This window comes from Streptomyces sp. NPDC033177, assembly GCF_055577715.1.
Genome location: NZ_JBVIPS010000012.1, coordinates 260,632 through 286,510 on the forward strand (window position 1 = coordinate 260,632; position 25,879 = coordinate 286,510).

Below are 25,879 nucleotides of genomic sequence, written 5' to 3' on the forward strand. Positions count from 1 at the left end.
CTTGCTGTTCCCATGGTCCGTGGGGTGATGGTGCATGAGCGGATTGCGCGTCATACCGGCCTGGCGGCACGGACAGGAGCGGCTCTACGTCTGCCGTACGGACGGCAGGAATGTGGGGTGGTACGAGAGGGAGTCGTCCCGCGTGACCCTCCTCGCCGACGACCACAGGGAAGCGGTCCTGCGCGCCCTCGCCCCCTTCATCACGGGCGGCGTCTCGATCGGCCCGCCGCCCGTCCCCACCCCCGCCGAACTGGCCCGCCTCGCCCTCCACCCGGACGACGACCTCGCACCGAACCGCCCCGGCGAAGCCCTCCTGATCGCCCTGGACCGAGACCCGGCCCCCGCCCGCAGGCTGCGCGCCGACCCGCGGCAGCGGGCACTCACCGCCGAGCAGGCCATCGGCGAGGTGCTCGACGGGCTCGAAGGCGCGGGCTGGCACACCCTGCACTCGGTGCCGCTGCCGGGCGGCGCCCGCATCCACCACCTCGTGATCGGCCCCGGCGGTCTGTTCAGCGTGCACACCCTCCCCGCCCGCAAGCAGCGGGTGCGCGTCGCCGACCCGATGGTCACGGTCGGCCGCGCGGACCCGCGTCCACTCGTGAGGGAGATCCGCGCCGACGCCGACCGGGCGTCCTTCGCGCTGACCGCGGAGATCCGCCCGGTCCTCGCCCTCTCCGGGGCGTCGGGCCTCGACGTGACGGCTCCGCCGCGCGAGGTGCGGATCGTGCGCGACGGGGAGGTGTCGGCCCTCGCGGGCACCGGCGGCGTACTGAAGCCGGCCGATGTGGAGGCCCTGCACGCGATGGCCCGCGACCGTCACACGTGGCGGCGCGTCTAGGGCCCCTTCTGATGGATCTCACTCCCCCGGCTGGGGGAGCCCGTGCGGCAGCGGACGGCCCTGGTCCGGCTCGGTGAGCGGACCCAGCAGATCCCCGTACCGCTGCAGGCGGGGTGCGATGTCGGTGGCCAGGAAGACGAGGTCCGCCGGGTCGTCGCACCCCTCGACCTCCTCCCAGGTCACGGGTGCGGAGACCGTCGGTTCCTGGCGGGCGCGCAGGGTGTAGGGGGTGGCGGTGGTCTTCGCCGCGGCGTTCTGGCTGAAGTCGACGAAGACCTTGCGGGGGCGCAGGCTGCGGGTCATCCGGTGGACGACGAGGTCGGGCAGTTCGGCCTCGGCTTCCTGGGCGAGCGCCTTCGCGTACGCGGTGACCTGCTCGGAGGGCGTCGGCTCCAAGGGGCAGAGCAGATGCAGGCCCTTGGAGCCCGAGGTCTTCGCGTAGACCTCCAGACCGTCCGCCTGGAGGCGCTCGCGCAGCCAGAGCCCCGCCCGGCAGCACTCGACGACGGTGGCGGGGGCGCCCGGGTCCAGGTCGAGCACGAGCCGGTCGGCCATGGCGGGAGCGTCCGCCTGCCACTGGGGAGTGTGGAACTCGGTCACGAGATTGCCCGCCCACATCAGGCTCGCCAGGTCGTTCACGACGATCTGCCGGGTGTTGCCGTCCGAGCGCTGCACCTCGGCGGTGTGCACCCAGTCGGGGGTGCCCGGGGGCACGTTCTTGGCGAAGAACTGCTGGCCGTCGGGCCCGTCAGGGAAGCGGAGGAAGGAGAGGGGCCGGTTGCGCAGATGGGGGAGGAGGGCGTCGGCCGTGCTGGCGTAGTAGTGCAGCATCTCGCCCTTGGTGAAGCCGGATGCGGCGTAGAGGACCTTGTCGAGATTGCTGAGGGAGATCCGCCGCCCCTCCACCTCGGTGATCGGCGTCATACGATGAGAATCCCACGAATGTGGATGAACCACCCTGAAACGGTGCTCGGCTGCTGAGAGGTGCCTGACGTGCGATCCATATGGAACGGGGCGATCTCCTTCGGCTTGGTCAGCATCCCGATCAAGCTCATGAACGCCACCGAGAACCACTCGGTCTCCTTCCGGCAGATCCACACGGAGGACGGCGGCCGGGTCCGCTACCGCAAGGTGTGCGAGCTGGAGGAGCGGGAGGTGACGTCCGCCGAGATCGGCAAGGGGTACGAGGACCCGGACGGCTCGGTCATCCCGATCACCGACGAGGATCTGGCGAGTCTGCCGCTTCCGACCGCCAAGACGATCGAGATCGTGGCCTTCGTGCCGGCGGGCGGGGTCGACCCGATGCAGATGGACACGGCGTACTACCTGTCGGCCAACGGGGTGCCCGCCACCAAGCCGTACACGCTGCTGCGCGAGGCGCTGAAGCGGAGCGAGAAGGTGGCGATCGCGCGGTACGCGCTACGGGGGCGGGAGCGGCTGGGGATGCTGCGCGTCGTGGACGACGTGATCGCGATGCACGCGCTGTTGTGGCCGGACGAGATCCGGGCGCCGGAGGGCGTGGCTCCGGACACCCAGGTCAAGGTCAGGGACGCGGAACTCGACCTTGCGGACGCCCTGATGGACACGCTGGGAGAGGTCGACGTCTCCACCCTCCACGACGACTACCGCGCGGCGCTGGAGGAACTCCTCACCGCCAAGGCCGAGGGCACGAGCCCCGCGCCGCCGGCCGCCGACGCGGACTCCGGCGGGGGCAAGGTGATCGATCTGGTGGCGGCACTGGAGAAGAGCGTGCGCGCGGCGAAGACGGCGCGGGATGACGGAACGGTGGCGGAGGTGACTCCGCTGGAGCGGGGCGGGCGGAAGAAGGCCGCGGCCGCACCGAAGCGGACGGCCGCGTCGTCAGCTTCCTCGTCTGCCCGCTCGTCTGCCGGCTCGTCCGGCCGGGCGAAGACGACCCCGAAGGACGTGGGCGGCAAGAAGTCGACGGCGAAGAAGGCGTCGGCGAAGAAGGCGACGGGCGCGACGGCGAAGAAAGCGACGGCGACGGCGGCGAAGAAGACCCCCGCGAAAAAGGCGACCACGAAGAACCGGGCCCGCGCCTAGAGCTGCGGCGACGCCGGCGCCGTAGCTCGCGTGGCGTCCTCGGGGTCGCCGTCGTGTTCGCGCGCGGGGAACCTGGGGGCATGACCCAGGACAAGGACAGCAATTACCGGCCCGTCGTCTTCCGGGACCGCTCGGCGGGTTACGCCTTCCTCACCCGCTCCACCGCTGAGAGCGACCAGACCATCGAGTGGGACGACGGCGAGACGTACCCGCTGGTGGAGGTGGAGATCTCCTCCGAGAGCCACCCCTTCTACACGGGCCGCGCCCGGGTCGTGGACTCCGAGGGCCAGGTCGCCAAGTTCGAACGCCGCTACGGCGACCAGGCACCCCCGGGCACGCCGGAGTGATCCGCCGCCTCACCGATCGCCCCACCCGGCCGCGCCACGCCGCGGGTGCGGCAGGAGTGGCAGGAGGGGCAGGGCGGCCCGACGATGGCCCTAGAACCTTGATCACGAACGACGAACGAGTTTGATCACGAACGACGGACGAGCTTGATCACGAGAAGGCGGCGGGCATGACCGACGGCACGACCGATCTCCAGGCGCTGGCGGCCGAGGCGTACATCTACGGCCACCCGATGGTGCTCAACCTCGACGAAGTCGACCGCGTCTCCCGCAACGGCATGGGCGCGGTGCCCCCCGCGCCGTTCAACGAGTTCAGCCACGGCAGCAGGCCCGCGGCCCCCCGGAACCAGCCGGCGCATGCCGACGAAGACATCGACGCCGACACCGAGGCCGGCACCCACATCGACGCCGACGACCCCGACACCATCTGCTCCCTGGCACAGCTGGACCTCTCCGGCGGCGCCCTGCTCCTGACCGTCCCGGACACCGGCGACCGCTACTACGTCCTGCAGTTCGTGGACGCGTGGACCAACAACTTCGCCTACGTGGGCCGCCGCGCCACCGGTACCGGCGAGGCCAGTTACCTGCTCACGCCCCCCGGCTGGGACGAGGAGGTCCCGCTGGGCGCCACCCGGATCGCCGTGCCGACGGAGATGGCGACGATCGTCGGGCGGTGGGCATGCACGGGCCCGGATGACGTGGCGGCGGTGCGGGAGCTCCAGGAGGACACCCTCCTTGAGCCGTACTGGACGGCATCCGGCGAGCCCCGCGGGCTGCCGACCCACACATACGTCCCCGACGGTGAGCCGGAGATCCTCTTCTACGAGAAACTGCGGGCCCGCATGGCCGCCTTCCCGCCCGCGCAGCCCGACCTCGCCTATCAGCAACGGTTCGCGCCGCTGGGCCTGTTGGACGCGCAGAGCCCGTACACGCAGCCCGAGCCGGAACTCGCCGAAGCGCTGCGCGCGGGATTCGCGGCGGGCCAGGAGCGGGTCGAGCAGGCGGCCGTGGACGGGAGCGGACCGCAGCAGAACGGCTGGAAACTCGCGTATCACGCCTTCGACTACAACGCCGACCACTTCGAGACCGGCACGCTCAAGGACCCCCAATGGATCTGCGCGGACCGGGAGTTGGGCCGCATGATGCGCGCCGCCTCGGCGCGCACCGCACTCTGGGGCCTGCACGGCTACGAAGCGGCGTGCGCGCTGGCGTGGGACGACGGCGACGGCCGCCCGCTGGAGGGCGAGCAGTCGTACACCCTGCGCTTCGAGAAGCCGCCGCCGGTGGACGCGTTCTGGTCGGTGACGATGGACGGCCTACCGGACCGGCAACCGGCCGCGAACCCTGTGGAGCCCCACTCCATCAGCGACCGCACCCCGGGCCTGAGCTACGACGACGACGGCTCCCTCACCCTCCTCCTCCAGCCACAACGCCCCGCCGACGACAAGACGGCGGCAAACTGGCTGCCCACCCCGGAGGGCCGCTTCCGCCCGATCCTGCGCATGTACACGCCTCGCGCCGCGGTCTTCGACGGGACGTACGAACTGCCGCCGATCCGCCGGAGTTAGGCGGCGTGCAGTGAGGGCCGATAGATGAGCTCGTGAGTACGACCGTCGAGCACACGGCTTTCGATCAACTCAAGGTCGAAATCGTCCGCACCCCGGAAGATCGGGTCAAGACCGCTCCGCCCGGTGATCACGGGAAAGAGCGTGACCTGGACCCGATCCACCAGGCCGGCAGCCATCAGGGCCCGGTTCATCGACAGGCTGCCGTGCGAGCGCAACGGCACGGCGGACTCCTCTTTGAGCCGAGCGACGACCTCGACGGCGTCACCGCTCGCAACGGCCGCATCCGCCCAGTCGAGAGGCTCTTCCAAGGTGGTGGACACCACCGTCGCCGGCAGATTGATCATCCGCGTGACCCACGGATCGCGAACCTCGGACTCCTCGGTACTGGCAGCCAGCATCTGAGAGAAGGCCCGATACGTAGTGGCTCCAAAAACCATCCGCTGATCCGCGCGATAAAGACCAAGGCGATGATCGAGAAGCTCGGGCCCTTGCTTGCCCCAGTACCCGGTCCAGTCACCACCGGCGGCCCCGAAACCGTCAAGGCTGGAGAAGACGTCAAAGGTGTAGGTAACGGCCATGGTGATCCCCAAGTCCCGGGCTGATCGAACAGGTCACCAATACAGACCGCCCCCCACAACCAAACTCATCGCCCCAACCCCAACCCCACCCCATATGGCATCACCAGCACATACGCGAAGACCCCGGCCTCAGCGTTTCCGCTGGTGACGGGGTCTTGGGCACCTACTACAAGGTGCCCCCGGCAGGATTCGAACCTGCGCACACGGCTCCGGAGGCCGTTGCTCTATCCCCTGAGCTACGGGGGCGTGTCGGCCGGTTTGCGCGGCGACGTGTAGAACCCTACCAGCTCCTAACGGCTCCCCATGAACAGGTATTTCCGCACTCCGTGGCCGTGAGGGCGGGTGCATCCGCACCCTGTGTCCCAGAGGTCACCCCCGGCTTCGCCGTGCGATCCCCCGTGCGGGGCGGAAGTGGGGAAAACCCGGACGCGGTGGTGGGCACGGACCTACTCTCGAGTTGTGTCAGGCGTGTCAGGCCGCGTGCTTGTTGTGGACGACAACAAGGTCATCCGGCAGCTGATCAGGGTCAACCTCGAGCTGGAGGGCTTCGAGGTCGTGACCGCCGCTGATGGTGCCGAATGCCTGGATGTGGTCGATCAGGTCAGACCCGATGTCGTCACGCTCGACGTGGTGATGCCCCGCCTCGACGGGCTGCGTACCGCCGCTCGGCTGCGGTCCGATCCGCGGACCCGCGATCTGCCCGTCGTCATCGTCAGCGCCTGCACCCAGTACGAGGTGGAGAGCGGGCTTGAAGTCGGCGTGGACGCCTTCCTGGCCAAGCCCTTCGAACCTTCCGAACTGGTCGGCATCGTAAGGCAGTTGATGGAGAGCGGCGGGCGCGGCGGGGCCGCGAACGGCGGTGGGGCACTCGGTGGTGAGCTCGGCTCTGCCACCGGTGAAGCCGAGCGCGCCGGCCGCTCCGGCGGCTGACCCCGAGCGGTTCGTCGGCGGACCCGAGCCAGCCCATCGGCTGACCCAGCCAGCTCGGCGGCGGACCCGACCGGCTTGGCCCGACCGCTGACCTTCTCAACCTGGCCCCGCGTTGCCCCCACCGTCTTCGGCCTGCCTTCGGCCCAGCGTCCTGCCGGTTCACCCCAGCAGTGGCCCTAGCCGGAGCCCGCCGGGCCGTCGCCCCTCCCGGGCAGCAGCCCAGCAGCCCCAGTCGCGTGTCGCCGGGCAGCGCTCCCCGGCAGCAGGGCCAGTCACCGTCCGCCGGGTCGTCGCCCCCCGGCAGCAGCCCAGCAGCCCCAGTCGCGTGTCGCCGGGCAGCCCTCCCCAGCAGCAGGCTCAGTCACCGCCCGCCGGGTCGTCGCCCCCCCGGGCAGCAGCCCAGCAGCCCCAGTCGCGTGCCGCCGGGCAGCGCCCCCCAGCAGCAGCGCCAGTCACCGCCCGCCGGGCCGTCGCCCCCCCGGGGCAGCCGCCCCAGCCGCCGCCTTCCGGCCCACCCCCCGTCCACATCCCGGACCATCAGGGAAACCAGGTCGCGTCCCCACCCCCCTCCTCCCATACGCTTGACCCGTGACCCCCGTCGAGCTCTCCCGCACCGTGCTGCGCGCCATGCGCCGTGCCGTCGATGACGGCGAGCTCTGTGGCCTCGGCGAGCTCAGTGGCGGTGCCCCCTTGCGGGTTCTCGTCGAGCGGCCCCGTCCCGGTGGGTGTGGGGATTACGCCACCAATGTCGCCCTGCAGATCGCCCGCGCCGCAGGGCGTTCGCCCCGGCAGGTCGCCGAGGTGCTCTCCCCGCGGCTCGCCACGGAGCCCGGCATCGCGGCCATCGACATCACCGGGCCCGGGTTCCTCAACATCACCCTCGATCGCGGCACCCCCGCCCCCCGCCGGGGGAGCGACGGCAGCGCCGCCCTCGTGCGTGACGTCCTCGATCACGGCGCCCGCTACGGCCACGTCCTCACCGACCCCGTCACCCCCCTCACCCTCCACTTCCCCCGCGAACCCCGCGCCGCCGTCCTCGCCGACTCCCTCCGCCGCATCCTCCGCACCCAGGGCGTCCCCGTCCGCCTCACCTGCGACGAAGGCCCCGAAGACGAAGCCCCCGACCCAAGCTGGATGGCCGCCGGCGAACTCGGCGTACGCGTCGACGCCTGCGAGAAGCCCCCGGCGGATGCCGAAATCCTGCGGCCCCACCCCGCCCCCACCAGCCCCACCCCCCTCGGCCCCGACGCCGCCCGCTGGGCCCTGCTCAGTCCCGCCGGTCACGATCGGCCCCGTATCGGCGACGAGCACCTGGTCCAGCGTGCGAGCAATCCCCTGTTCCGTGTGCGGTACGCCCACTCCCGCGCCCGTGCCCTCACCCGCAACGCCGCCGCCCTCGGTTTCACCTCCGAGCCCGGGGACATAGCCGGGCCGGAGGCGTGGGAGCTGCTCGACGCCCTTGTCGACCATCCCCGCATCCTCGCCGCAGCCGCCCGGCACCGTGCGCCCGATCGGCTTGCCCGGCATCTCGTCGTCATCGCTGATGCCCTGCTCGCCTTTCAGCCTGACGTTCTGCCGCTCGGTGACGAGAAACCCTTGGCCGCCCACCGCGCCCGGCTCGCGCTCGCCGAAGCCGCCGGGACGGTGCTCGCAGGCGGCCTGTCCCTGCTCGGCATCAGCGCCCCCGAGTACTTGTGACACGTAGAGACGCGACTGACGTGACGGACATCGACGCAGCGGCCGACGCGCCACGCATCAACGACGCGCCACACATCGACGCCGCGCCCGCCGCGCCCTACGTGCACGACGTGACCGAAGTGAGAGAGACGACCGCGACATGAGCCGTTCCGCCCACCCCGCCGGGCCCCGCCACGCCGACGTAGTGCCCGAAGGGCACTACACCGCCCCGGCCGACGACCTGAACTCCCTCGACCCGAAGGTCTGGTCCCAGACCGTCGGGCGCAGCGCCGACGGTGTCGTCACCGTCGGCGGCATCGAGGTGACCCGGCTCGCCGAGGAGTTCGGCACCCCCGCCTACTTCCTCGACGAGGCCGACTTCCGCGCCCGCTGCCACGCCTGGCGCGGCGCCTTCGGCTCCGACGCCGACGTCTTCTACGCCGGGAAGGCCTTCCTCTCGCGCGCCATCGTGAGGTGGCTGCACGAGGAGGGACTCAACCTCGACGTCTGCAGCGGCGGCGAGCTCGCCACCGCCCTCGCCGCCGGCATGCCCGCCGACCGCATCGCCTTCCACGGCAACAACAAGACCGAGGGCGAGATCGAGCGGGCGATCGAAACCGGTGTCGGGCGCATCGTGCTCGACTCCTTCCAGGAGATCGTGCGCGTCGCTCACATCGCCGACCGGCTCGGCGTACGTCAGCGTGTGCAGATCCGCGTGACCGTCGGCGTCGAGGCCCACACCCACGAGTTCATCGCCACCGCGCACGAGGACCAGAAGTTCGGCATCGCCCTCGCCGGGGGGCAGGCCGCCGAAGCCGTGCGCAGGGCCCTGCGGCTGGATGGGCTCGAGCTCATCGGCGTGCACTCGCACATCGGGTCGCAGATCTTCGACATGGCCGGCTTCGAGGTCAGTGCCCGGCGCGTGGTCCAGTTGCTCGCCGAGGTGCGGGACGAGCACGGCATCGAGCTTCCCGAGATCGACCTCGGCGGCGGCCTCGGCATCGCCTACACATCCGAGGACGACCCCCGCGAGCCGCACGAGATCGCCAAGGCGCTCAGCGAGATCGTCACGCGTGAGTGCGAGGCCGCCAATCTGCGGACGCCGCGCATCTCCGTCGAGCCCGGTCGCGCCATCGTCGGGCCCACCGCCTTCACCCTCTACGAGGTCGGCACCGTCAAGCCCCTCGAAGGACTGCGTACGTACGTCTCCGTCGACGGCGGCATGTCCGACAACATCCGTACGGCTCTCTACGACGCCGAGTACAGCGTCGCGCTCGTCTCGCGTGAGTCCGACGCCGAGCCCATGCTCGTGCGCGTCGTCGGCAAGCACTGCGAGAGCGGGGACATCGTGGTGAAGGACGCGTTCCTTCCGGCGGACCTCGCGCCGGGTGACCTGATCGCCGTGCCCGCGACCGGGGCGTACTGCCGCTCGATGGCGAGCAACTACAACCACGCCCTGCGTCCGCCGGTCGTCGCCGTTCGGGACGGAGAGGCGCGGGTCATCGTCCGGCGCGAGACGGAGGAGGATCTCCTGCGTCTCGATGTCGGCTGAGCACGGGATAACGTCGAGAACAGCGACTGGCGCGGGTCGACGAGTTAACGTCGAATATCGGCCAGTGAAATAGATGTCTCACAGTCCGGACAGCGGACAGAAACCGCGATCCGGTGGGTGAGACTGGTCCCACTGTAGATGTATGAGAAGTGAGGTCGGATGATGCGTACGCGTCCGCTGAAGGTGGCGCTGCTGGGCTGTGGGGTTGTCGGCTCAGAGGTGGCGCGCATCATGACGACGCACGCCGACGACCTCACGGCCAGGATCGGCGCCCCGGTGGAACTCGCCGGGGTGGCCGTGCGCCGGCCGTCGAAGGTGCGCGAGGGAATCGATCCTTCCCTGGTCACCACCGACGCGACCGCCCTGGTCAAACGCGGTGACATTGATGTCGTGGTGGAAGTCATCGGGGGCATCGAGCCCGCCAAGACCCTCATCACCACCGCTTTCGAGCACGGTGCGTCCGTCGTCTCCGCCAACAAGGCGCTCATCGCGCAGGACGGCGCCGCGCTGCACGCCGCCGCCGAGGAGCACGGGCGGGATCTCTACTACGAGGCTGCCGTCGCCGGTGCCATTCCGCTCATCCGGCCGCTGCGCGAGTCCCTGGTCGGGGACAAGGTCAATCGTGTCCTGGGGATCGTGAACGGAACCACCAACTTCATCCTCGACGCCATGGACACCACCGGTGCCGGGTATCAGGAAGCCCTCGACGAGGCCACCGCGCTCGGGTACGCGGAAGCCGACCCGACCGCCGATGTCGAAGGGTTCGACGCCGCCGCCAAGGCCGCGATCCTCGCCGGTATCGCCTTCCACACGCGCGTGCGTCTCGACGACGTCTACCGCGAGGGCATGAGCGAGGTGACCGCCGCCGACTTCGCGTCCGCGAAGCGCATGGGCTGCACCATCAAGCTCCTCGCCATCTGCGAGCGGGCCGCCCACGGCGGGTCCGTCACCGCGCGCGTGCACCCCGCGATGATTCCGCTCAGCCATCCGCTGGCGTCGGTCCGCGAGGCGTACAACGCCGTCTTCGTGGAAGCGGAGGCCGCCGGTCAGCTCATGTTCTACGGGCCCGGCGCGGGCGGCGCTCCCACCGCGTCGGCGGTTCTCGGCGACCTCGTCGCCGTCTGCCGCAACAAGCTCGGCGAGTCCACCGGGCCCGGCGAGTCCGCGTACACCCAGCTGCCCGTGGGTTCCATGGGCGAGGTCGTCACGCGCTATCACATCAGCCTCGACGTAGCCGACAAGCCGGGTGTCCTCGCCCAGGTCGCGACGGTCTTCGCCGAGCACGGCGTATCGATCGATACGGTCCGTCAGACGGGCAAGGACGGCGAGGCCTCCCTCGTCGTCGTCACCCACCGCGCGCCCGACGCCGCCCTCACCGGCACCGTCGAGGCGCTGCGGAATCTCGACACCGTGCGTGGTGTCGCCAGCATCATGCGGGTTGAAGGGGAGTAGGCAGCAATGACCCACCAATGGCGCGGAATCATCGAGGAGTACCGGGATCGTCTTCCCGTCTCCGACACGACGCCGGTCGTGACGCTCCGCGAGGGCGGCACGCCGCTCGTGCCCGCGCAGGTGCTCTCCGAGCGCACGGGCTGCGAGGTACATCTCAAGGTCGAGGGCGCCAACCCGACCGGGTCCTTCAAGGACCGCGGCATGACGATGGCGATCACGAAGGCCAAGGAGGAGGGCGCCAAGGCCGTCATCTGCGCCTCCACCGGCAACACGTCGGCCTCGGCCGCCGCCTATGCCGTACGCGCCGGGATGGTCTGCGCGGTCCTCGTGCCGCAGGGCAAGATCGCGCTCGGCAAGATGGGCCAGGCGCTCGTCTACGGCTCGAAGATCCTCCAGGTCGACGGCAACTTCGACGACTGCCTGAACCTCGCCCGCGCCCTCTCCGAGAACTACCCGGTGGCGCTGGTCAATTCGGTCAACCCGTTCCGCATCGAGGGCCAGAAGACGGGCGCGTTCGAGATCGTGGACGCGCTCGGCGACGCCCCCGACATCCACGTGCTCCCGGTGGGCAACGCGGGCAACATCACGGCCTACTGGAAGGGCTACAAGGAGTACGCCGCCGACTCGATCTCGACGCGCACTCCTCGAATGTGGGGCTTCCAGGCCTCCGGTTCCGCGCCCATCGTGCGCGGCGAGATCGTCAAGGACCCGTCGACCATCGCCACCGCGATTCGCATCGGCAACCCCGCGTCGTGGCAGTACGCCCTCGACGCGCGCGACGAGTCGGACGGTTTCATCGACGAGGTGACGGACCGTGAGATCCTGCGCGCCTACAAGCTGTTGGCGTCCCAGGAGGGTGTCTTCGTCGAGCCGGCGTCGGCCGCTTCCGTCGCCGGTCTGCTGAAGGCGGCCGAGCAGGGCAAGGTCGACAAGGGGCAGCGCATCGTCTGCACCGTCACCGGCAACGGCCTCAAGGACCCGGACTGGGCCGTCGCCGGCGCACCGCAGCCGGTCACGGTGCCGGTCGACTCGGCCGCCGCGGCCGAGCGTCTCGGACTGGCGTAACGGTCTCCGGCATGGCATAGCCATGCCGGTCCGGGATACACACAGCAGTACGGCGGGCATAACCGCCTGGAAAACCCGCAACTCCGCATAGGGGGTGCACAGGGGGCTTACGACACGCATCGTGCGCCTCCTGTGCGCCCTATGTCGCCACAGAACCTTCCTTCGATAGGCTGTACCGAACCCGCCCCGCCGCATATGCCGCGGTGCTGCCGCAGAGCGGCCTTCGGGTAGTGCCTCATCACGTGGCAAGTCCTCAAAAGATCGCAGCTCAAGGAGAGTCATCGAGCGATGGCCGGTCCCGCGTTCCGCGCCGCCGCCGTCCGGGTGCGCGTCCCCGCCACCAGCGCCAACCTCGGCCCGGGCTTCGACGCCCTCGGCCTGTCGCTGGGTCTGTACGACGACGTCGTCGTGCGGGTGGCCGACACCGGACTGAACATCGACATCGCAGGTGAGGGCGGCGAGACGCTCCCACGCGACGAGTCGCATCTGCTGGTGCGTTCCCTGCGCACCGCCTTCGACCTGCTCGGCGGACAGCCGCGCGGGCTGGAAATCGTCTGCGCCAACCGCATTCCGCACGGCCGGGGCCTCGGCTCCTCGTCCGCCGCCATCTGCGCGGGCATCGTCGCCGCGCGCGCCGTGACGATAGGCGGTGACGCCCGGCTCGACGACAACGCCCTGCTCGAGCTCGCCACCGAGATCGAGGGCCACCCCGACAACGTCGCCGCCTGTCTGCTCGGCGGCTTCACGCTCTCCTGGATGGACGGGGGAGCGGCACGGGCGATCCGTATGGAGCCTGCGGATTCCGTCGTTCCGGTGGTCTTCGTCCCCGGAAAGCCCGTCCTCACCGAAACCGCGCGCGGACTGCTCCCGCGCACCGTCCCGCATGTCGACGCGGCCGCCAACGCGGGCCGGGCCGCGCTGCTCGTAGAGGCCCTGACCAGGCGCCCCGAGCTGCTGCTCCCCGCGACCGAGGACCGGCTCCACCAGGACTACCGCGCGCCCGCCATGCCCGAGAGCGCCGCCCTGGTCGAGCGCCTGCGCGCGGACGGCGTCCCGGCGATGATCTCCGGCGCGGGACCCACGGTCCTCGCGCTGGCCGACGAGAGTGCGGCGGACAAGGTCGCACGCCTTGCCGGCGAAGGCTGGGCGGCCAACCGCCTGGCGCTCGACGCGTCCGGCGCGAGCGTGTTGCCGCTTGCGCCCTGACACCCGTTAGCCGGTTAGAAGAGGGGGAATGTTTGTTGGATCCGGTAGTGTTAACCTCAAGTCTGCACCCGACCCCACCATGGCGAGGTGCTTCGTGTCCCCGTCCGGGACATCCATCCTTCCGGGAGCCTCCCAAACTGCTCTGTGCCTCGCATTGAGCGGTGCCGAGCACGCTCCGGAACCGGCGTGACCGAGCCGAGTGACACCGCACCTCAGTGACACCTCACCGGGAATCGCCATCACCAGTGAATTCTTCCGCCGCGCGTTGGCGGACCACCGCCCCGGCACGGTCCACACACCAAAGGACCTCCGGACAGCACAACCGGTCGCCGAGCCAGACAGGCCGACGTCCGCTCCAGGGAAGGACCCTTCGTGAGCGACACCACCGATCTGATGGGCGTGACTGCCGACACGCCCGCCACGGACGCCTCTGCGGCGCCTGCCACCGGTGCTTCGGCCGGGTCCCGGCGGCGCCGCGGCACCGGCCTCGATGGCATGGTGCTGGCGGAACTGCAGCAGGTCGCATCCGGCCTCGGTATCAAGGGCACCGCGCGCATGCGCAAGAGCCAGCTGATCGAGGTCATCAAGGAGGCGCAGGCCGGGGGCGGTGCCCCCGCGAAGAGCGCCGCGCCCGCTTCGTCCGCGGACACCGAGACGAAGCCCAAGCGCCGCGCCACCTCGAAGGCCCGGACGGGCGAGGACACCGCAGCGAGCGCCGACAAGGCCACCAAGGCGAGCAAGGCCGACAAGGCCGAGCAGCCGGCCAAGGCCGATGACGCCGCCCAGCAGCAGATCGACATCCCGGGCCAGCCCGCGGGTGCCGACAAGGGCGAGCGCCGCCGTCGCCGTGCCACCGCCGACGCGGGCAGCCCCGAGACGGTCACCGCCGAGGCGAAGAGCGAGCCGAAGAACGACGCCAAGAGCGAGGCCAAGACGGACGCGCCGTCCGAGGCCAAGGGCGACGGCTCCGGCGACAACAGCGCCGACGGCCGCCGTGACCGCCGTGACCGCCAGGGCCGTGGCCGCGACCGCGACCGCCGTGGCAACAAGGGCGACGAGCAGCAGGGCGGCAACCGTCAGCAGGGCGGCGGCCGTCAGGACCGCCAGGACCGCGGCGACCGCCAGGACCGTCAGCAGCGGGACCAGCGCGACAACGGACCGCAGGACGACTTCGACGACGAGGCGGGTGGCCGTCGCGGCCGCCGCGGCCGTTACCGCGACCGCCGTGGCCGTCGTGGCCGCGACGAGTTCGGCGGCGCGAGCGAGCCGCAGGTCGCCGACGACGACGTACTGATCCCCGTCGCGGGCATCCTGGACATCCTCGACAACTACGCGTTCATCCGGACCTCGGGTTACCTCCCGGGCCCGAACGACGTGTACGTGTCGCTCGCCCAGGTCCGCAAGAACGGTCTGCGCAAGGGTGACCACGTCACCGGCGCCGTCCGCCAGCCCAAGGACGGCGAGCGCCGCGAGAAGTTCAACGCGCTCGTCCGCCTCGACTCGGCGAACGGCATGGCGGCCGAATCCGGGCGCGGGCGCCCGGAGTTCAACAAGCTGACGCCCCTTTACCCGCAGGACAGGCTCCGTCTGGAGACCGACCCGGGCGTGCTGACGACCCGCATCATCGACCTCGTCGCACCGATCGGAAAGGGCCAGCGAGGCCTGATCGTGGCCCCGCCGAAGACCGGCAAGACCATGATCCTGCAGGCGGTCGCCAACGCGATCACCGTCAACAGCCCCGAGTGCCACCTGATGGTCGTCCTGGTCGACGAGCGTCCGGAAGAGGTCACCGACATGCAGCGGTCGGTGAAGGGCGAGGTCATCTCCTCGACCTTCGACCGTCCGGCCGAGGACCACACCACGGTCGCCGAGCTGGCCATCGAGCGCGCCAAGCGTCTCGTGGAGCTGGGTCACGACGTGGTCGTGCTGCTCGACTCGATCACCCGCCTGGGCCGTGCGTACAACCTGGCGGCCCCGGCCTCCGGCCGCATCCTGTCCGGTGGTGTCGACTCGACCGCGCTCTACCCGCCGAAGCGCTTCTTCGGTGCCGCGCGCAACATCGAGGACGGCGGCTCGCTGACCATCCTCGCCACCGCGCTCGTCGACACCGGTTCGCGCATGGACGAGGTGATCTTCGAGGAGTTCAAGGGCACCGGCAACATGGAGCTCAAGCTCGACCGGAAGCTCTCCGACAAGCGCATCTTCCCGGCGGTGGACGTCGACGCGTCCTCCACCCGCAAGGAAGAGATCCTGCTCAACAGCGAAGAGCTGGCGATCGTCTGGAAGCTGCGCCGGGTGCTGCACGCGCTCGACTCGCAGCAGGCCATCGAGCTGCTTCTCGACAAGATGAAGCAGACGAAGTCGAACGCCGAGTTCCTCATGCAGATCGCGAAGACGACCCCGACGCCGGGCAACGGCAACGACTAGTCACCGCGGCATCGCGAAAGGGCCGCCCCCGTCATCCGACGGGGGCGGCCCTTTCGCGTTGTGGGGGCGCGCGAAGGGCGGGGAATGACCTTGGCCACAGGACTAAGAGATCCTTATGGTCACGGGCAGTAGCCCCGCGGCGGGAGAAACCGCAGGTGAGAGGCCAAAAGGGTGGGGGAGGAGTGCACGATGCGTCACAAGTGCGCGCCGGGGCGCTCACAAAGCGCTGTGCAACCCTTCTTTCGGTTTGCACGTCTGACCAGTGACGCCAGACCACGCCTGACCCTGAAAGCAGGGGGTAACCGACCCGACGAGGACTGAGGAGCACATGACCGACGAGAGCGCACCCGCGGCGGATACGGCACCGAAGCGCGCCCGAGGCGGCGGCGGTCGGCGTCGCAAGCCGCGCGAGAAGCGCAGCAAGGTCCTCGTTGTCACCGCGTGGACCGCGGCATCGGTGGTCGTCCTCGGCGGTACGGGCCTCGGCTTCGTGTACTTCAAGCTCAACGGCAACATCAAGGGCGTCGACATCAACCAGGCGCTCGGCACCGACCGCCCCAAGAACGTCGACAACGGCTCGCAGGACATCCTCGTCCTCGGCTCCGACTCCCGCTCCGGCGACAACGCCAAGTACGGCAAGGACGAGGGCGCAGCCCGCTCGGACACGGCGATGGTCGTGCACGTGAACAAGGGCCACAAGACGGCCAGCGTCGTCTCCATACCCCGCGACACGCTCATATCCCGCCCCGAGTGCAAGACGGACGACGGCGAGACGGACCCGGGCGGACAGCGGCAGATGTTCAACACGGCGTACGAGGTCGGTGGCCCCGCCTGTGCCGTCAAGACCGTGGAGAAGATGTCCGGCATCCGGATGGACCACTACGTCGAAGTGGACTTCTCCGGCTTCAAGAAGCTCATCAACACCCTCGGCGGCGTCGAGATCACCACCAAGAAGGCCATCCGTGACAAGGACAGCCATCTGAACCTCAAGGCCGGCAAGCACCAGCTCACCGGCGAGCAGGCCCTCGGCCTCGTCCGTACCCGGCACGGCGTCGGCGACGGCAGCGACCTCGGCCGCATCCAGCTGCAGCAGGCCTTCATCAAGGCCCTGATCAACCAGGTCAAGGACGTCGGCGTCTTCAGCAACCCCAAGAAGCTCTACGACCTGGCGAACGACGCGACCAGCGCCATCACGACCGACTCCGAGCTGAACGACGTCAAGAGCCTCGCGGGCTTCGCGGACGGACTCAAGGGCATCGGCGCGGGCGACATGAAGATGGTCACGATGCCCATCCAGTACGACCCGGCGGACCCCAACCGCGTCCTGCCCCTGGAGAAGGCCGACCAGCAGGTCTGGGACGCGCTCAAGGCCGACAAGCCCATCCCCAAGTCCGCCACCGAGAAGTCCGCGGGCGACAAGGGCGACGCGAGCGACGTGGTGACCAGCAACTGACGGCGATCTCGGTCCGCCGCACAGCCCGCCGGGAATAGAACAGAACCCACCCCGGTTTGGGCAGATGCGACCCGTCCTGGCAGACTGGTACGTCGGCCCCGGTTCACGTACGAGCAATCCGCGCGTACGACCCGGCGCCCTCCCGAAACTAGGAGACACCTTGAAGCGCGACATCCACCCCGAGTACTTCGAGACCCAGGTCAGCTGCACCTGCGGCGCGGAGTTCACCACCCGCAGCACGATCTCCAGCGGCCGCGTCCGTGCCGAGGTCTGCTCCGAGTGCCACCCGTTCTACACGGGCAAGCAGAAGATCCTCGACACCGGTGGCCGCGTGGCCCGCTTCGAGGCCCGCTTCGGCAAGGCTGCAGCCAACAAGTAGCGAGCCACTGCGCCGGTCTTCGGCCGCCCCCGGGAGGGGGCGGTTGGGACCGGCGCTTTGCCGTCTGATCGCAGCAGCCACCTTCGCGTAGAACCCTTGCGCAGTACCTTCGCGTAGAAAACTCAGGAGACCCCGATGTTCGAGGCGGTCGAGGAACTGATCGGCGAGCACGCCGATCTGGAGACGAAGCTCGCGGACCCCTCGGTCCACGCCGACCAGGCCAACGCGCGCAAGCTCAACAAGCGCTACGCCGAGCTGACCCCGATCGTCTCGACGTACCGCGCCTGGAAGCAGACCGGCGACGACATCGCGACGGCCCGTGAACTGGCCGCGGAGGACCCGGAGTTCGCCGCGGAGGTCAAGGAGCTGGACAAGCAGCGCGAGGAGATCACCGAGAAGCTGCGGCTTCTCCTGGTGCCCCGCGACCCCAGCGACGACAAGGACGTCATCCTCGAGGTCAAGGCGGGCGCGGGCGGCGACGAGTCGGCGCTCTTCGCCGGTGACCTGCTGCGCATGTATCTGCGGTACGCGGAGCGCGTGGGCTGGAAGACCGAGATCATCGACGCCACCGAGTCCGAGCTCGGCGGTTACAAGGACGTCCAGGTCGCGGTGAAGACCAAGGGCGGCAACGGCGCGACCGAGCCCGGCCAGGGCGTTTGGGCGCGGCTGAAGTACGAGGGCGGCGTGCACCGCGTGCAGCGGGTGCCCTCCACCGAGTCCCAGGGCCGGATCCACACCTCCGCGGCCGGCGTCCTGGTGACGCCGGAGGCCGAGGAGGTCGACGTCGAGATCCACGCGAACGACCTGCGCATCGACGTCTACCGCTCGTCGGGTCCCGGCGGCCAGTCCGTCAACACGACCGACTCCGCGGTGCGCATCACACACCTGCCCACCGGCGTCGTGGCCTCCTGCCAGAACGAGAAGAGCCAGCTGCAGAACAAGGAGCAGGCGATGCGTATTCTGCGCTCCAGGCTCCTTGCCGCGGCGCAGGAGGAAGCGGAGAGCAAGGCCGCGGACGCCCGCCGCAGCCAGGTCCGCACCGTTGACCGCTCCGAGAAGATCCGCACGTACAACTTCCCGGAAAACCGGATCTCGGACCACCGCGTCGGCTTCAAGGCGTACAACTTGGACCAGGTGCTCGACGGAGACCTCGACGCGGTCATCCAGGCCTGCGTCGACGCGGACTCCGCAGCCAAGCTCGCGGCCGCGTAAGCACCCGACAACCGCACTGCCCCCCGGAGGACCAGCGTGAACCTGCTGCTCGCGGAAGTGGCTCAGGCCACCCAGCGGCTGGCCGACGCCGGCGTGCCCTCGCCGCGCAACGACGCGGAGGAGCTCGCGGCCTTCGTGCACGGCGTGAAGCGGGGCGAGCTGCACTCCGTCAAGGACTCGGACTTCGACGCCCGCTACTGGGAGACGATCGCGCGCCGTGAGGCCCGCGAGCCGCTCCAGCACATCACCGGGCGCGCGTTCTTCCGCTACCTCGAACTTCAGGTCGGGCCCGGCGTCTTCGTGCCGCGGCCCGAGACCGAGTCCGTCGTGGGGTGGGCCATAGACGCCGTGCGTGCGATGGACGTCGTCGAGCCGCTCATCGTCGACCTCTGCACGGGGTCAGGGGCCATCGCCCTGGCCATGGCACAGGAGGTCCCGCGCTCGCGCGTACACGCCGTGGAGCTCTCCGAGGACGCCCTGAAGTGGACACGGAAGAACGTCGAGGGGTCCAGGGTCAAGCTCTCCCAGGGCGACGCGCGTGACGCCCTTCCGGAGCTGGAAGGCCAGGTCGACCTCCTCATCTCGAACCCGCCGTACATCCCGCTCACCGAGTGGGAGTACGTCGCTCCGGAAGCCCGCGACTACGACCCCGAGCTGTCCCTGTTCTCCGGCGAGGACGGCCTCGACCTGATCCGCGGCATCGAGCGCACCGCCCACCGCCTCCTGCGGCCCGGTGGCGTCGTCGTCATCGAGCACGCTGACACCCAGGGCGGCCAGGTGCCGTGGATCTTCACCGAGGAGCGGGGCTGGGCCGACGCGGCCGACCACCCCGACCTCAACAACAGGCCGAGGTTCGCGACCGCCCGCAAGGCGATGCCGTGAGCCCCACCACTTCAAGCCAGCAGTACGTGTACGAGGAGGCCCGCTAGATGGCACGGCGATACGACACCAACGACGCTACCGACCGTACGACCGGTCTGCGCGAGGCCGCGTCGGCCGTCCGCCGTGGCGAGCTGGTCGTCCTGCCCACCGACACCGTCTACGGCATCGGTGCCGACGCCTTCACGCCGGAGGCGTGCGCCGACCTGCTCGACGCCAAGGGCCGTGGCCGCAACATGCCCACGCCCGTCCTCATCGGCTCCCCGAACACGCTGCACGGCCTGGTCACCGACTTCTCCGAGTCGGCCTGGGAACTCGTCGACGCCTTCTGGCCCGGGGCCCTGACCCTGGTCGCCAAGCAGCAGCCGTCGCTCCAGTGGGACCTCGGGGACACCCGTGGGACCGTCGCGATCCGGATGCCGCTGCACCCCGTCGCCATCGAACTGCTCACCGAGGTCGGCCCCATGGCGGTCTCCTCGGCGAACCTCACGGGACACCCGTCCCCCGAGGACTGCGACGCCGCGCAGGAGATGCTCGGCGACTCCGTCTCCGTGTACCTGGACGGCGGCCCGACGCCGGGCATCGTCCCCTCCTCGATCGTGGACGTCACCGGGCAGGTTCCGGTACTGCTGCGTGCGGGCGCCCTGACCGCGGAGGAGCTCCGCAAGGTGGTACCCGACCTCGAGGTGGCGAATTGACAGCCCCTGAGACGGGGCGTGGCATAGCGGCTTATCCCGATTCGTTCCGCATCCTCCACGTCAGCACCGGCAATGTGTGCCGCTCGCCGATCACTGAGCGGCTGACCAGGCATGCCCTGGCCGACCGCCTGGGTGATCCCTTCACCGGCGGCCTGATCGTGGAGAGCGCGGGCACGTGGGGGCACGAGGGCGCCCCCATGGAGACCAACGCCGAGGCGGTGCTCGCCGACTTCGGCGCGGACGCCTCCGGCTTCAAGGGGCGCGAGCTCCTCGACGAGCACGTCATCCGCGCCGACCTCGTCCTGACGGCCACCCGGGACCACCGGGCGCAGGTCATCTCGATGGGCCACTCCGCGGGGCTCCGTACGTTCACGCTCAAGGAGTTCACGCGGCTCGTGCGGGCCATAGACCCGGCGACGCTGCCGCACCCCGACGGGGGAGTGGTGGAGCGGGCCAGGGCCCTCGTGCGGGCCGCGGCGGCGCTGCGGGGCTGGCTCCTGGCGCCCACGGCCGAGGCGGACGAGGTGTACGACCCCTACGGGGCGCCGCTGCCGTTCTTCCGCTCGGTGGGCGACGAGATCAACGAGGCGCTCGACCCGGTGGTGACGGCGCTGACGGGCGTGCGGGCGAAGGCGTAAACCTTTCTCTTCGCATCGCCCCGAGAGATCGGGCCGACGCCGCGCGGGCACCGTGTGGCGGGCCTACATTGGAGGGACCCGCACCCCTCGCGAGGCCCGGAGCCCAAGATGCCGGTCAGCACCGCACCCACCGCCGCCCCGACGGCCCCCGCTGACTTCGACGCGCTCCGCCGCGCGGACCCCCAGATGGCGGAGGTCCTCCTCGCCGAGCAGGACCGGCAGGCGTCCGGCCTCCAGCTCATCGCCGCGGAGAACTTCACCTCGCCGGCGGTGCTCGCCGCGCTGGGCTCACCGCTCGCCAACAAGTACGCCGAGGGATACCCCGGCGCCCGTCACCACGGCGGCTGCGAGCTGGTGGACGTCGCCGAGCGCATCGCCGTCGACCGCGCCAAGGCACTCTTCGGCGCCGAGCACGCCAATGTGCAGCCGCACTCCGGCTCCTCCGCGGTCCTCGCCGCGTACGCCGCGCTGCTGCGCCCCGGTGACACCGTCCTCGCCATGGGCCTGCCGTACGGCGGACACCTCACGCACGGCTCGCCCGCGAACTTCTCGGGCCGCTGGTTCGACTTCGTGGGATACGGCGTCGACGCGGAGAGCGGCCTCATCGACTACGACGAGGTCCACGCCCTGGCCCGCGCGCACCAGCCGAAGGCGATCGTCTGCGGCTCCATCGCCTACCCCCGGCACATCGACTACGCGGCGTTCCGCGACATCGCCGACGACGTCGGCGCATACCTCATCGCGGATGCCGCCCACCCGATCGGCCTGATCGCCGGGGGAGCGGCCCCCAGCCCCGTGCCGTACGCCGACGTCGTCTGCGCCACGACCCACAAGGTGCTCCGCGGCCCGCGCGGCGGCCTGATCCTCTGCGGCTCCGAGCTCGCGTCACGCATCGACCGGGCGGTGTTCCCCTTCACGCAGGGCGGCGCCCAGATGCACACGATCGCCGCCAAGGCCGTCGCGTTCGGCGAGGCGGAAACCCCGTCCTTCACCGCGTACGCCCACCAGGTCATCGCCAACGCACGCACCCTCGCCCAGGCCCTTGCCGCCGCGGGCTGCGCGATCACCACCGGCGGAACGGACACGCACCTGATCCTGGCCGACCCCGCGCCCCTGGGCGTCGACGCGCACACCGCCCGCGGCAGACTCGCCGCCCACGGCCTCGTCCTCGACACCTGCGCCCTGCCCTACGCCGATGGACGAGGCCTGCGCCTCGGCACCGCGGCCGTCACCACACAGGGCATGCGCGACGCGGAGATGGTGCACATCGCCCGCCTCTTCGCCGATGCGGTGCGTGACCCGTCCAAGGAGGCGAACGACTCGAAAGTACGAGAGGACGTGCGGGAACTGGTGGGCAGATTTCCGCCGTATACGGCCTAGGTCGGGGTAGCGGCGTCAGGGGAAGGCGCGTACTCGTGCAACCATCGTCGCTACCCGGAAGTCCCCCACCATATGCACGCAGAGCTAGGGTGTGGGGCTGAGATGGCCAGCGATACCTGTGGGGAAGCCCGTGCGTGAATACCTGCTGACGCTCTGCATCACGGCCGCGGTCACTTACCTGCTGACCGGCCCGGTGCGGAAGTTCGCGATCGTGGCCGGCGCCATGCCGGAGATCCGCGCCCGCGACGTGCACCGGGAGCCAACGCCCCGGCTCGGCGGTATCGCGATGTTCTTCGGGTTGTGCGCCGGACTCCTCGTCGCCGACCACCTGCCGAATCTGAACGACGTCTTCGAGCGGTCCAACGAACCGCGCGCGCTGCTCTCCGGCGCCGCACTGATCTGGCTGATCGGTGTCCTGGACGACAAGTTCGAGATCGACGCCCTGATCAAGCTGGGCGGCCAGATGATCGCCGCCGGTGTCATGGTCCTGCAGGGCCTGACGATCCTGTGGATCCCGGTCCCGGGCTACGGCATGGTCCTCCTCGACCAGGGCCAGGGCACGCTCCTGACGGTCGCGCTCGTCGTCATCACGATCAACGCCGTGAACTTCGTGGACGGCCTGGACGGCCTCGCCGCGGGCATGGTCTGCATCGCGGCCACGGCGTTCTTCCTCTACGCCTACCGCATCTGGTACGGCTACGGCATCGAGGCCGCGGCCCCCGCCACGCTCTTCGCCGCGATCCTGATGGGCATGTGCCTGGGTTTCCTGCCGCACAACCTGCATCCCGCCCGGATCTTCATGGGGGACTCGGGCTCGATGCTGATCGGCCTGGTGCTCGCGGCCGGCGCGATCTCCGCCACGGGTCAGATCGACGGCGACGCCCTGAGCCTGAACTTCGGGGGCACCCGCGATGCCACGCACGCGATGCTCCCGGTCTTCATCCCGCTCCTGATGCCGCTGACGATCATCGCGATCCCGTTCGCCGACCTGGTCCTCGCGATCGTGCGGCGCACGTGGAACGGCAAGTCGCCGTTCGCCGCCGACCGCGGGCACCTGCACCACCGTCTCCTGGAGATCGGCCACTCCCACAGCCGCGCGGTGCTGATCATGTACTTCTGGTCGGCGCTGATCGGCTTCGGCACGGTGGCGTACTCGGTCCACTCGGCCAGCATGTGGATCCTGCTCGTCATCGTCGCCCTGAGCGCGGTGGGCCTCGTGCTGCTGATGCTGCCGCGCTTCAGGCCGCACATCCCGCGCTGGGCGGAGTCCTTCGTGCCGCCGCGGTACCGGCGGCGCAAGGGGGGCGCGACGGACGCCGCCGCGGACGGGACGGATGCGGCGGACGAGGCGACGGACGACCGTCCTCCGGTCGAGTCGGGCGTCAACGGAGCGACGGCCGTCGGCACCCGTTCGCACTTCGAGGACCGGCACAAGGCCGAGTCGTCGCGCTGACGGCGGTCGGCAAACTCGCCCAATACCAGACAAGTCGCCGCGCCGCGTGCACATACGCGCGGATTAACTCTCATGTGTGACGGCGAGCACACCTAGCAGGTAAAGACCTCATCAAATAGTTTGTGATACCGTTCACGAAACCAGGGGATAGAGCCGAAGGACCGTAGTGCGACGGTCTATTGGCCCGAGGGACACTCTCGACCCCCGGACTACGCTCGTCCATGACGACACCCTGCCCCCATCAGTTAGCGGAGCGCCGCCATGCCGTCTCAAGACACCCGAACTCTCCTTCAGTCCGCCGTACCCACTGCTGCCGTCGGCGCGATCGTCGCCGTGGTGAGTGGTGTGGTTGCGGGTGGCAAGGGGGCGCTCGGTGGAGTCGTCGGCACTCTGGTGGTCATCGCTTTCATGGGGCTCGGGATGTTCGCGCTGCAGCGAACGGCGAAGGCGCTCCCGCATCTGTTCCAGATGATGGGACTGCTGCTCTACGTCCTTCAACTCCTGCTGCTTCTCGTCTTCGTGGCCCTGTTCAAGGACACCACGCTGTTCAACCCCAAGACCTTCGCAGTGGCCCTTGTGGTGGCGACCGTCGCATGGATGGCGTCACAGGCGCGTGCGCACATGAAGGCCAAGATTCTTTACGTTGATCCCGAGCCCGAAAACCACGACAAGCCCGAGAAGTCGGGGTCGTCGCAGTGAACGGTAGGGCCGGGATAAATGCGCGTTCGAGATGCTGCTATCGTCCGGTGCCAACTGCGGCACTGCCGGCGCGGGCATCTGAGCTGACGCCTGCACGATCGCGAGGCTCGATGCCTGAACGCCGCGCCCACATCCGAAACACCAGTCTGGTGCCGAACCGCGGCTGCGCGCCGCGCCGACACGACAACGAGGTTGCCGTACCTATGCGTCACGCCGAAGGAGCCCGCGGTGAGTGCTGACCAAACTGAGCTCGCCTTTGACTGGAGCTGTCGGATCATGTCCGACAACGGCTGTGGCTTCCCGGCTCCTGGCCTGCACTCGTTCCTCTTCAAGCCGATTGCCACCGTCGGCGGGTTCGAGTTCAACAAGGTCATGCTGCTCGCCCTGCTGACGACTCTCGTCGTGGTCAGCTTCTTCTATCTGGCGTTCGGCAAGGCCAAGGTCGTTCCGGGCAAGCTGCAGATGATCGGTGAGGCCGGCTACGACTTCGTACGCCGCGGCATCGTCTACGAGACGATGGGCAAGAAGGAGGGCGAGAAGTACGTCCCCCTGATGGTCTCGATGTTCTTCTTCATCTGGATCATGAACATCTGGTCCGTGATCCCGCTGACCCAGTTCCCGGTCTCGTCGATCTTCGCGTACCCCGTGGTGCTCGCCGCGATCGTCTACTTCATCTGGGTGCCCCTGACCTTCAAGCGTCACGGGTTCGTCGGCGGCTGGAAGAACATCACCGGCTACGACAACTCGCTGGGCCCGATCAAGTGGCTCGTGTCGTTCATCGAGTTCTTCTCGAACCTGCTTGTTCGCCCGTTCACGCACTCGGTGCGACTGTTCGCGAACATGTTCGCGGGTCACCTGATGCTGGTGATGTTCACCGTCGCCTCCTGGTACCTGCTCAACAGCTTCATGATCCCGGCCGCTGGTGTGTCCTTCGTGATGACCATCGCCATGATCCTCTTCGAGCTCTTCGTGCAGGCGGTTCAGGCGTACGTCTTCGTGCTCCTGTCCGCGACCTACATTCAGGGCGCACTCGCAGAGCACCACTGAGTCGGCCCCGGCTCTACCCCCCCCAGATCGCCCGGTGGCCAACCCCCACCGGTCCATGAAAGAGAAGGAAGTAACGGCATGTCCGCGACCCTCGAACTCGCCGCAGGCGTCACCGGCTCCCTCGGCTCCATCGGCTACGGCCTCGCCGCGATCGGCCCCGGCATCGGCGTTGGCATCGTTTTCGGTAAGGGCACCGAGGCCCTGGCCCGTCAGCCCGAAGCGGCCGGCCTGATCCGCTCCAACCAGATCCTCGGCTTCGCCTTCTGTGAGGCGCTCGCCCTCATCGGCATCGTTATGCCGTTCGTGTTCGGTCAGTAATTACTGCTTACCGACATTTCGA

At 69.6% G+C, this 25,879-nt stretch carries 25 protein-coding genes and 1 tRNA gene; 23 read left to right on the top strand and 3 right to left on the bottom strand.

Features of this window, described 5'->3' with window-relative positions; all coding sequences use genetic code 11:
• The first annotated feature begins 34 nt into the window (after positions 1-34).
• Positions 35-838, top strand: coding sequence for a nuclease-related domain-containing protein (locus ACZ5U5_RS35925; protein ID WP_469030367.1), 804 nt, complete (start codon positions 35-37; stop codon positions 836-838).
• An 18-nt stretch (positions 839-856) separates the two neighbouring features.
• Here the strand turns inward: ACZ5U5_RS35925 and ligD are convergent, their stop codons facing one another.
• Positions 857-1,762 (bottom strand): non-homologous end-joining DNA ligase, encoded by a 906-nt coding sequence (gene ligD / locus ACZ5U5_RS35930; protein ID WP_469030370.1) that lies wholly within the window; start codon positions 1,760-1,762, stop codon positions 857-859.
• A 69-nt stretch (positions 1,763-1,831) separates the two neighbouring features.
• On the opposite strand from ligD, the gene ku reads away from it, so the two are divergent.
• The 3 genes from ku to ACZ5U5_RS35945 all read left to right on the top strand — a co-directional run bounded on the left by ku (position 1,832) and on the right by ACZ5U5_RS35945 (position 4,814).
• A complete protein-coding gene (gene ku, locus ACZ5U5_RS35935; RefSeq protein WP_469030372.1) occupies positions 1,832-2,902 on the top strand; it encodes a non-homologous end joining protein Ku in 1,071 nt (356 codons plus the stop codon).
• 80 nt (positions 2,903-2,982) lie between these two features.
• Positions 2,983-3,249, top strand: a complete 267-nt coding sequence (locus ACZ5U5_RS35940) for a type B 50S ribosomal protein L31 (RefSeq protein ID WP_451206174.1) — start codon at positions 2,983-2,985, stop codon at positions 3,247-3,249.
• 167 nt (positions 3,250-3,416) lie between these two features.
• Positions 3,417-4,814, top strand: a complete 1,398-nt coding sequence (locus ACZ5U5_RS35945; RefSeq protein ID WP_469030376.1) for a DUF1254 domain-containing protein — start codon at positions 3,417-3,419, stop codon at positions 4,812-4,814.
• On the opposite strand, the gene ACZ5U5_RS35950 is transcribed toward ACZ5U5_RS35945, so the two are convergent.
• Positions 4,811-5,392 carry a dihydrofolate reductase family protein gene (locus ACZ5U5_RS35950; protein WP_469030378.1) on the bottom strand — a complete coding sequence of 194 codons (582 nt, stop codon included), beginning with the start codon at positions 5,390-5,392 and terminating at the stop codon, positions 4,811-4,813. The genes ACZ5U5_RS35945 and ACZ5U5_RS35950 overlap by 4 nt on opposite strands.
• A 174-nt stretch (positions 5,393-5,566) precedes the next feature.
• Positions 5,567-5,638, bottom strand: a tRNA-Arg gene (locus tag ACZ5U5_RS35955).
• A gap of 165 nt (positions 5,639-5,803) precedes the next feature.
• Between ACZ5U5_RS35955 and ACZ5U5_RS35960 the strand changes: the two genes are divergently transcribed.
• The 19 genes from ACZ5U5_RS35960 to atpE all read left to right on the top strand — a co-directional run bounded on the left by ACZ5U5_RS35960 (position 5,804) and on the right by atpE (position 25,857).
• Complete coding sequence (locus tag ACZ5U5_RS35960) at positions 5,804-6,322, top strand: response regulator (RefSeq protein ID WP_469030381.1); 519 nt, start codon at positions 5,804-5,806, stop codon at positions 6,320-6,322.
• Positions 6,323-6,910: 588 nt separating this feature from the next.
• Entirely contained in the window at positions 6,911-8,020 is a 1,110-nt protein-coding gene (gene nrtL / locus ACZ5U5_RS35965) for an ArgS-related anticodon-binding protein NrtL (protein ID WP_469030384.1), read from the top strand.
• 20 nt (positions 8,021-8,040) lie between these two features.
• Entirely contained in the window at positions 8,041-8,163 is a 123-nt protein-coding gene (locus ACZ5U5_RS35970; RefSeq protein ID WP_469030387.1) for a hypothetical protein, read from the top strand.
• Positions 8,160-9,551, top strand: a complete 1,392-nt coding sequence (gene lysA / locus ACZ5U5_RS35975; protein ID WP_469030390.1) for a diaminopimelate decarboxylase — start codon at positions 8,160-8,162, stop codon at positions 9,549-9,551. Before ACZ5U5_RS35970 ends, lysA begins: the two co-directional genes overlap by 4 nt.
• Before the next feature lie 159 nt (positions 9,552-9,710).
• Positions 9,711-11,003, top strand: a complete 1,293-nt coding sequence (locus ACZ5U5_RS35980; RefSeq protein ID WP_469030393.1) for a homoserine dehydrogenase — start codon at positions 9,711-9,713, stop codon at positions 11,001-11,003.
• A gap of 6 nt (positions 11,004-11,009) precedes the next feature.
• Positions 11,010-12,068: a threonine synthase gene (gene thrC / locus ACZ5U5_RS35985; protein ID WP_383269386.1), complete on the top strand. Its 1,059-nt coding sequence runs from the start codon at positions 11,010-11,012 to the stop codon at positions 12,066-12,068.
• Positions 12,069-12,356: 288 nt separating this feature from the next.
• Positions 12,357-13,274, top strand: a complete 918-nt coding sequence (gene thrB, locus ACZ5U5_RS35990) for a homoserine kinase (protein WP_469030397.1) — start codon at positions 12,357-12,359, stop codon at positions 13,272-13,274.
• 372 nt (positions 13,275-13,646) lie between these two features.
• The gene (rho, locus tag ACZ5U5_RS35995; protein WP_469030399.1) at positions 13,647-15,701 is read left to right on the top strand and encodes a transcription termination factor Rho; all 2,055 of its coding nucleotides are present in this window, start codon (positions 13,647-13,649) and stop codon (positions 15,699-15,701) included.
• Between the two features lie 328 nt (positions 15,702-16,029).
• Positions 16,030-17,154 carry an LCP family protein gene (locus ACZ5U5_RS36000; RefSeq protein ID WP_469030401.1) on the top strand — a complete coding sequence of 375 codons (1,125 nt, stop codon included), beginning with the start codon at positions 16,030-16,032 and terminating at the stop codon, positions 17,152-17,154.
• A 160-nt stretch (positions 17,155-17,314) separates the two neighbouring features.
• Positions 17,315-17,533 carry a 50S ribosomal protein L31 gene (gene rpmE, locus ACZ5U5_RS36005; protein WP_367044975.1) on the top strand — a complete coding sequence of 73 codons (219 nt, stop codon included), beginning with the start codon at positions 17,315-17,317 and terminating at the stop codon, positions 17,531-17,533.
• Positions 17,534-17,668: 135 nt separating this feature from the next.
• Positions 17,669-18,745, top strand: coding sequence for a peptide chain release factor 1 (prfA, locus tag ACZ5U5_RS36010; RefSeq protein ID WP_365820548.1), 1,077 nt, complete (start codon positions 17,669-17,671; stop codon positions 18,743-18,745).
• A gap of 36 nt (positions 18,746-18,781) precedes the next feature.
• Positions 18,782-19,627: a peptide chain release factor N(5)-glutamine methyltransferase gene (gene prmC, locus ACZ5U5_RS36015; protein WP_160507228.1), complete on the top strand. Its 846-nt coding sequence runs from the start codon at positions 18,782-18,784 to the stop codon at positions 19,625-19,627.
• 47 nt (positions 19,628-19,674) lie between these two features.
• Positions 19,675-20,322, top strand: coding sequence for an L-threonylcarbamoyladenylate synthase (locus ACZ5U5_RS36020; protein ID WP_363209285.1), 648 nt, complete (start codon positions 19,675-19,677; stop codon positions 20,320-20,322).
• A complete protein-coding gene (locus tag ACZ5U5_RS36025) occupies positions 20,319-20,960 on the top strand; it encodes an arsenate reductase/protein-tyrosine-phosphatase family protein (RefSeq protein WP_363209286.1) in 642 nt (213 codons plus the stop codon). The genes ACZ5U5_RS36020 and ACZ5U5_RS36025 overlap by 4 nt, the downstream gene beginning before the upstream one ends.
• A gap of 108 nt (positions 20,961-21,068) precedes the next feature.
• A complete protein-coding gene (locus ACZ5U5_RS36030; RefSeq protein WP_469030407.1) occupies positions 21,069-22,340 on the top strand; it encodes a serine hydroxymethyltransferase in 1,272 nt (423 codons plus the stop codon).
• 130 nt (positions 22,341-22,470) lie between these two features.
• Complete coding sequence (locus ACZ5U5_RS36035; protein WP_469030410.1) at positions 22,471-23,793, top strand: MraY family glycosyltransferase; 1,323 nt, start codon at positions 22,471-22,473, stop codon at positions 23,791-23,793.
• Between the two features lie 261 nt (positions 23,794-24,054).
• On the top strand, positions 24,055-24,492 hold the full coding sequence (locus tag ACZ5U5_RS36040; protein WP_469030412.1) for a hypothetical protein: 438 nt from the start codon (positions 24,055-24,057) through the stop codon (positions 24,490-24,492).
• Positions 24,493-24,768: 276 nt separating this feature from the next.
• On the top strand, positions 24,769-25,539 hold the full coding sequence (gene atpB / locus ACZ5U5_RS36045) for a F0F1 ATP synthase subunit A (protein WP_469030632.1): 771 nt from the start codon (positions 24,769-24,771) through the stop codon (positions 25,537-25,539).
• 78 nt (positions 25,540-25,617) lie between these two features.
• Entirely contained in the window at positions 25,618-25,857 is a 240-nt protein-coding gene (gene atpE / locus ACZ5U5_RS36050; RefSeq protein WP_249587740.1) for an ATP synthase F0 subunit C, read from the top strand.
• Positions 25,858-25,879: the final 22 nt, after the last annotated feature.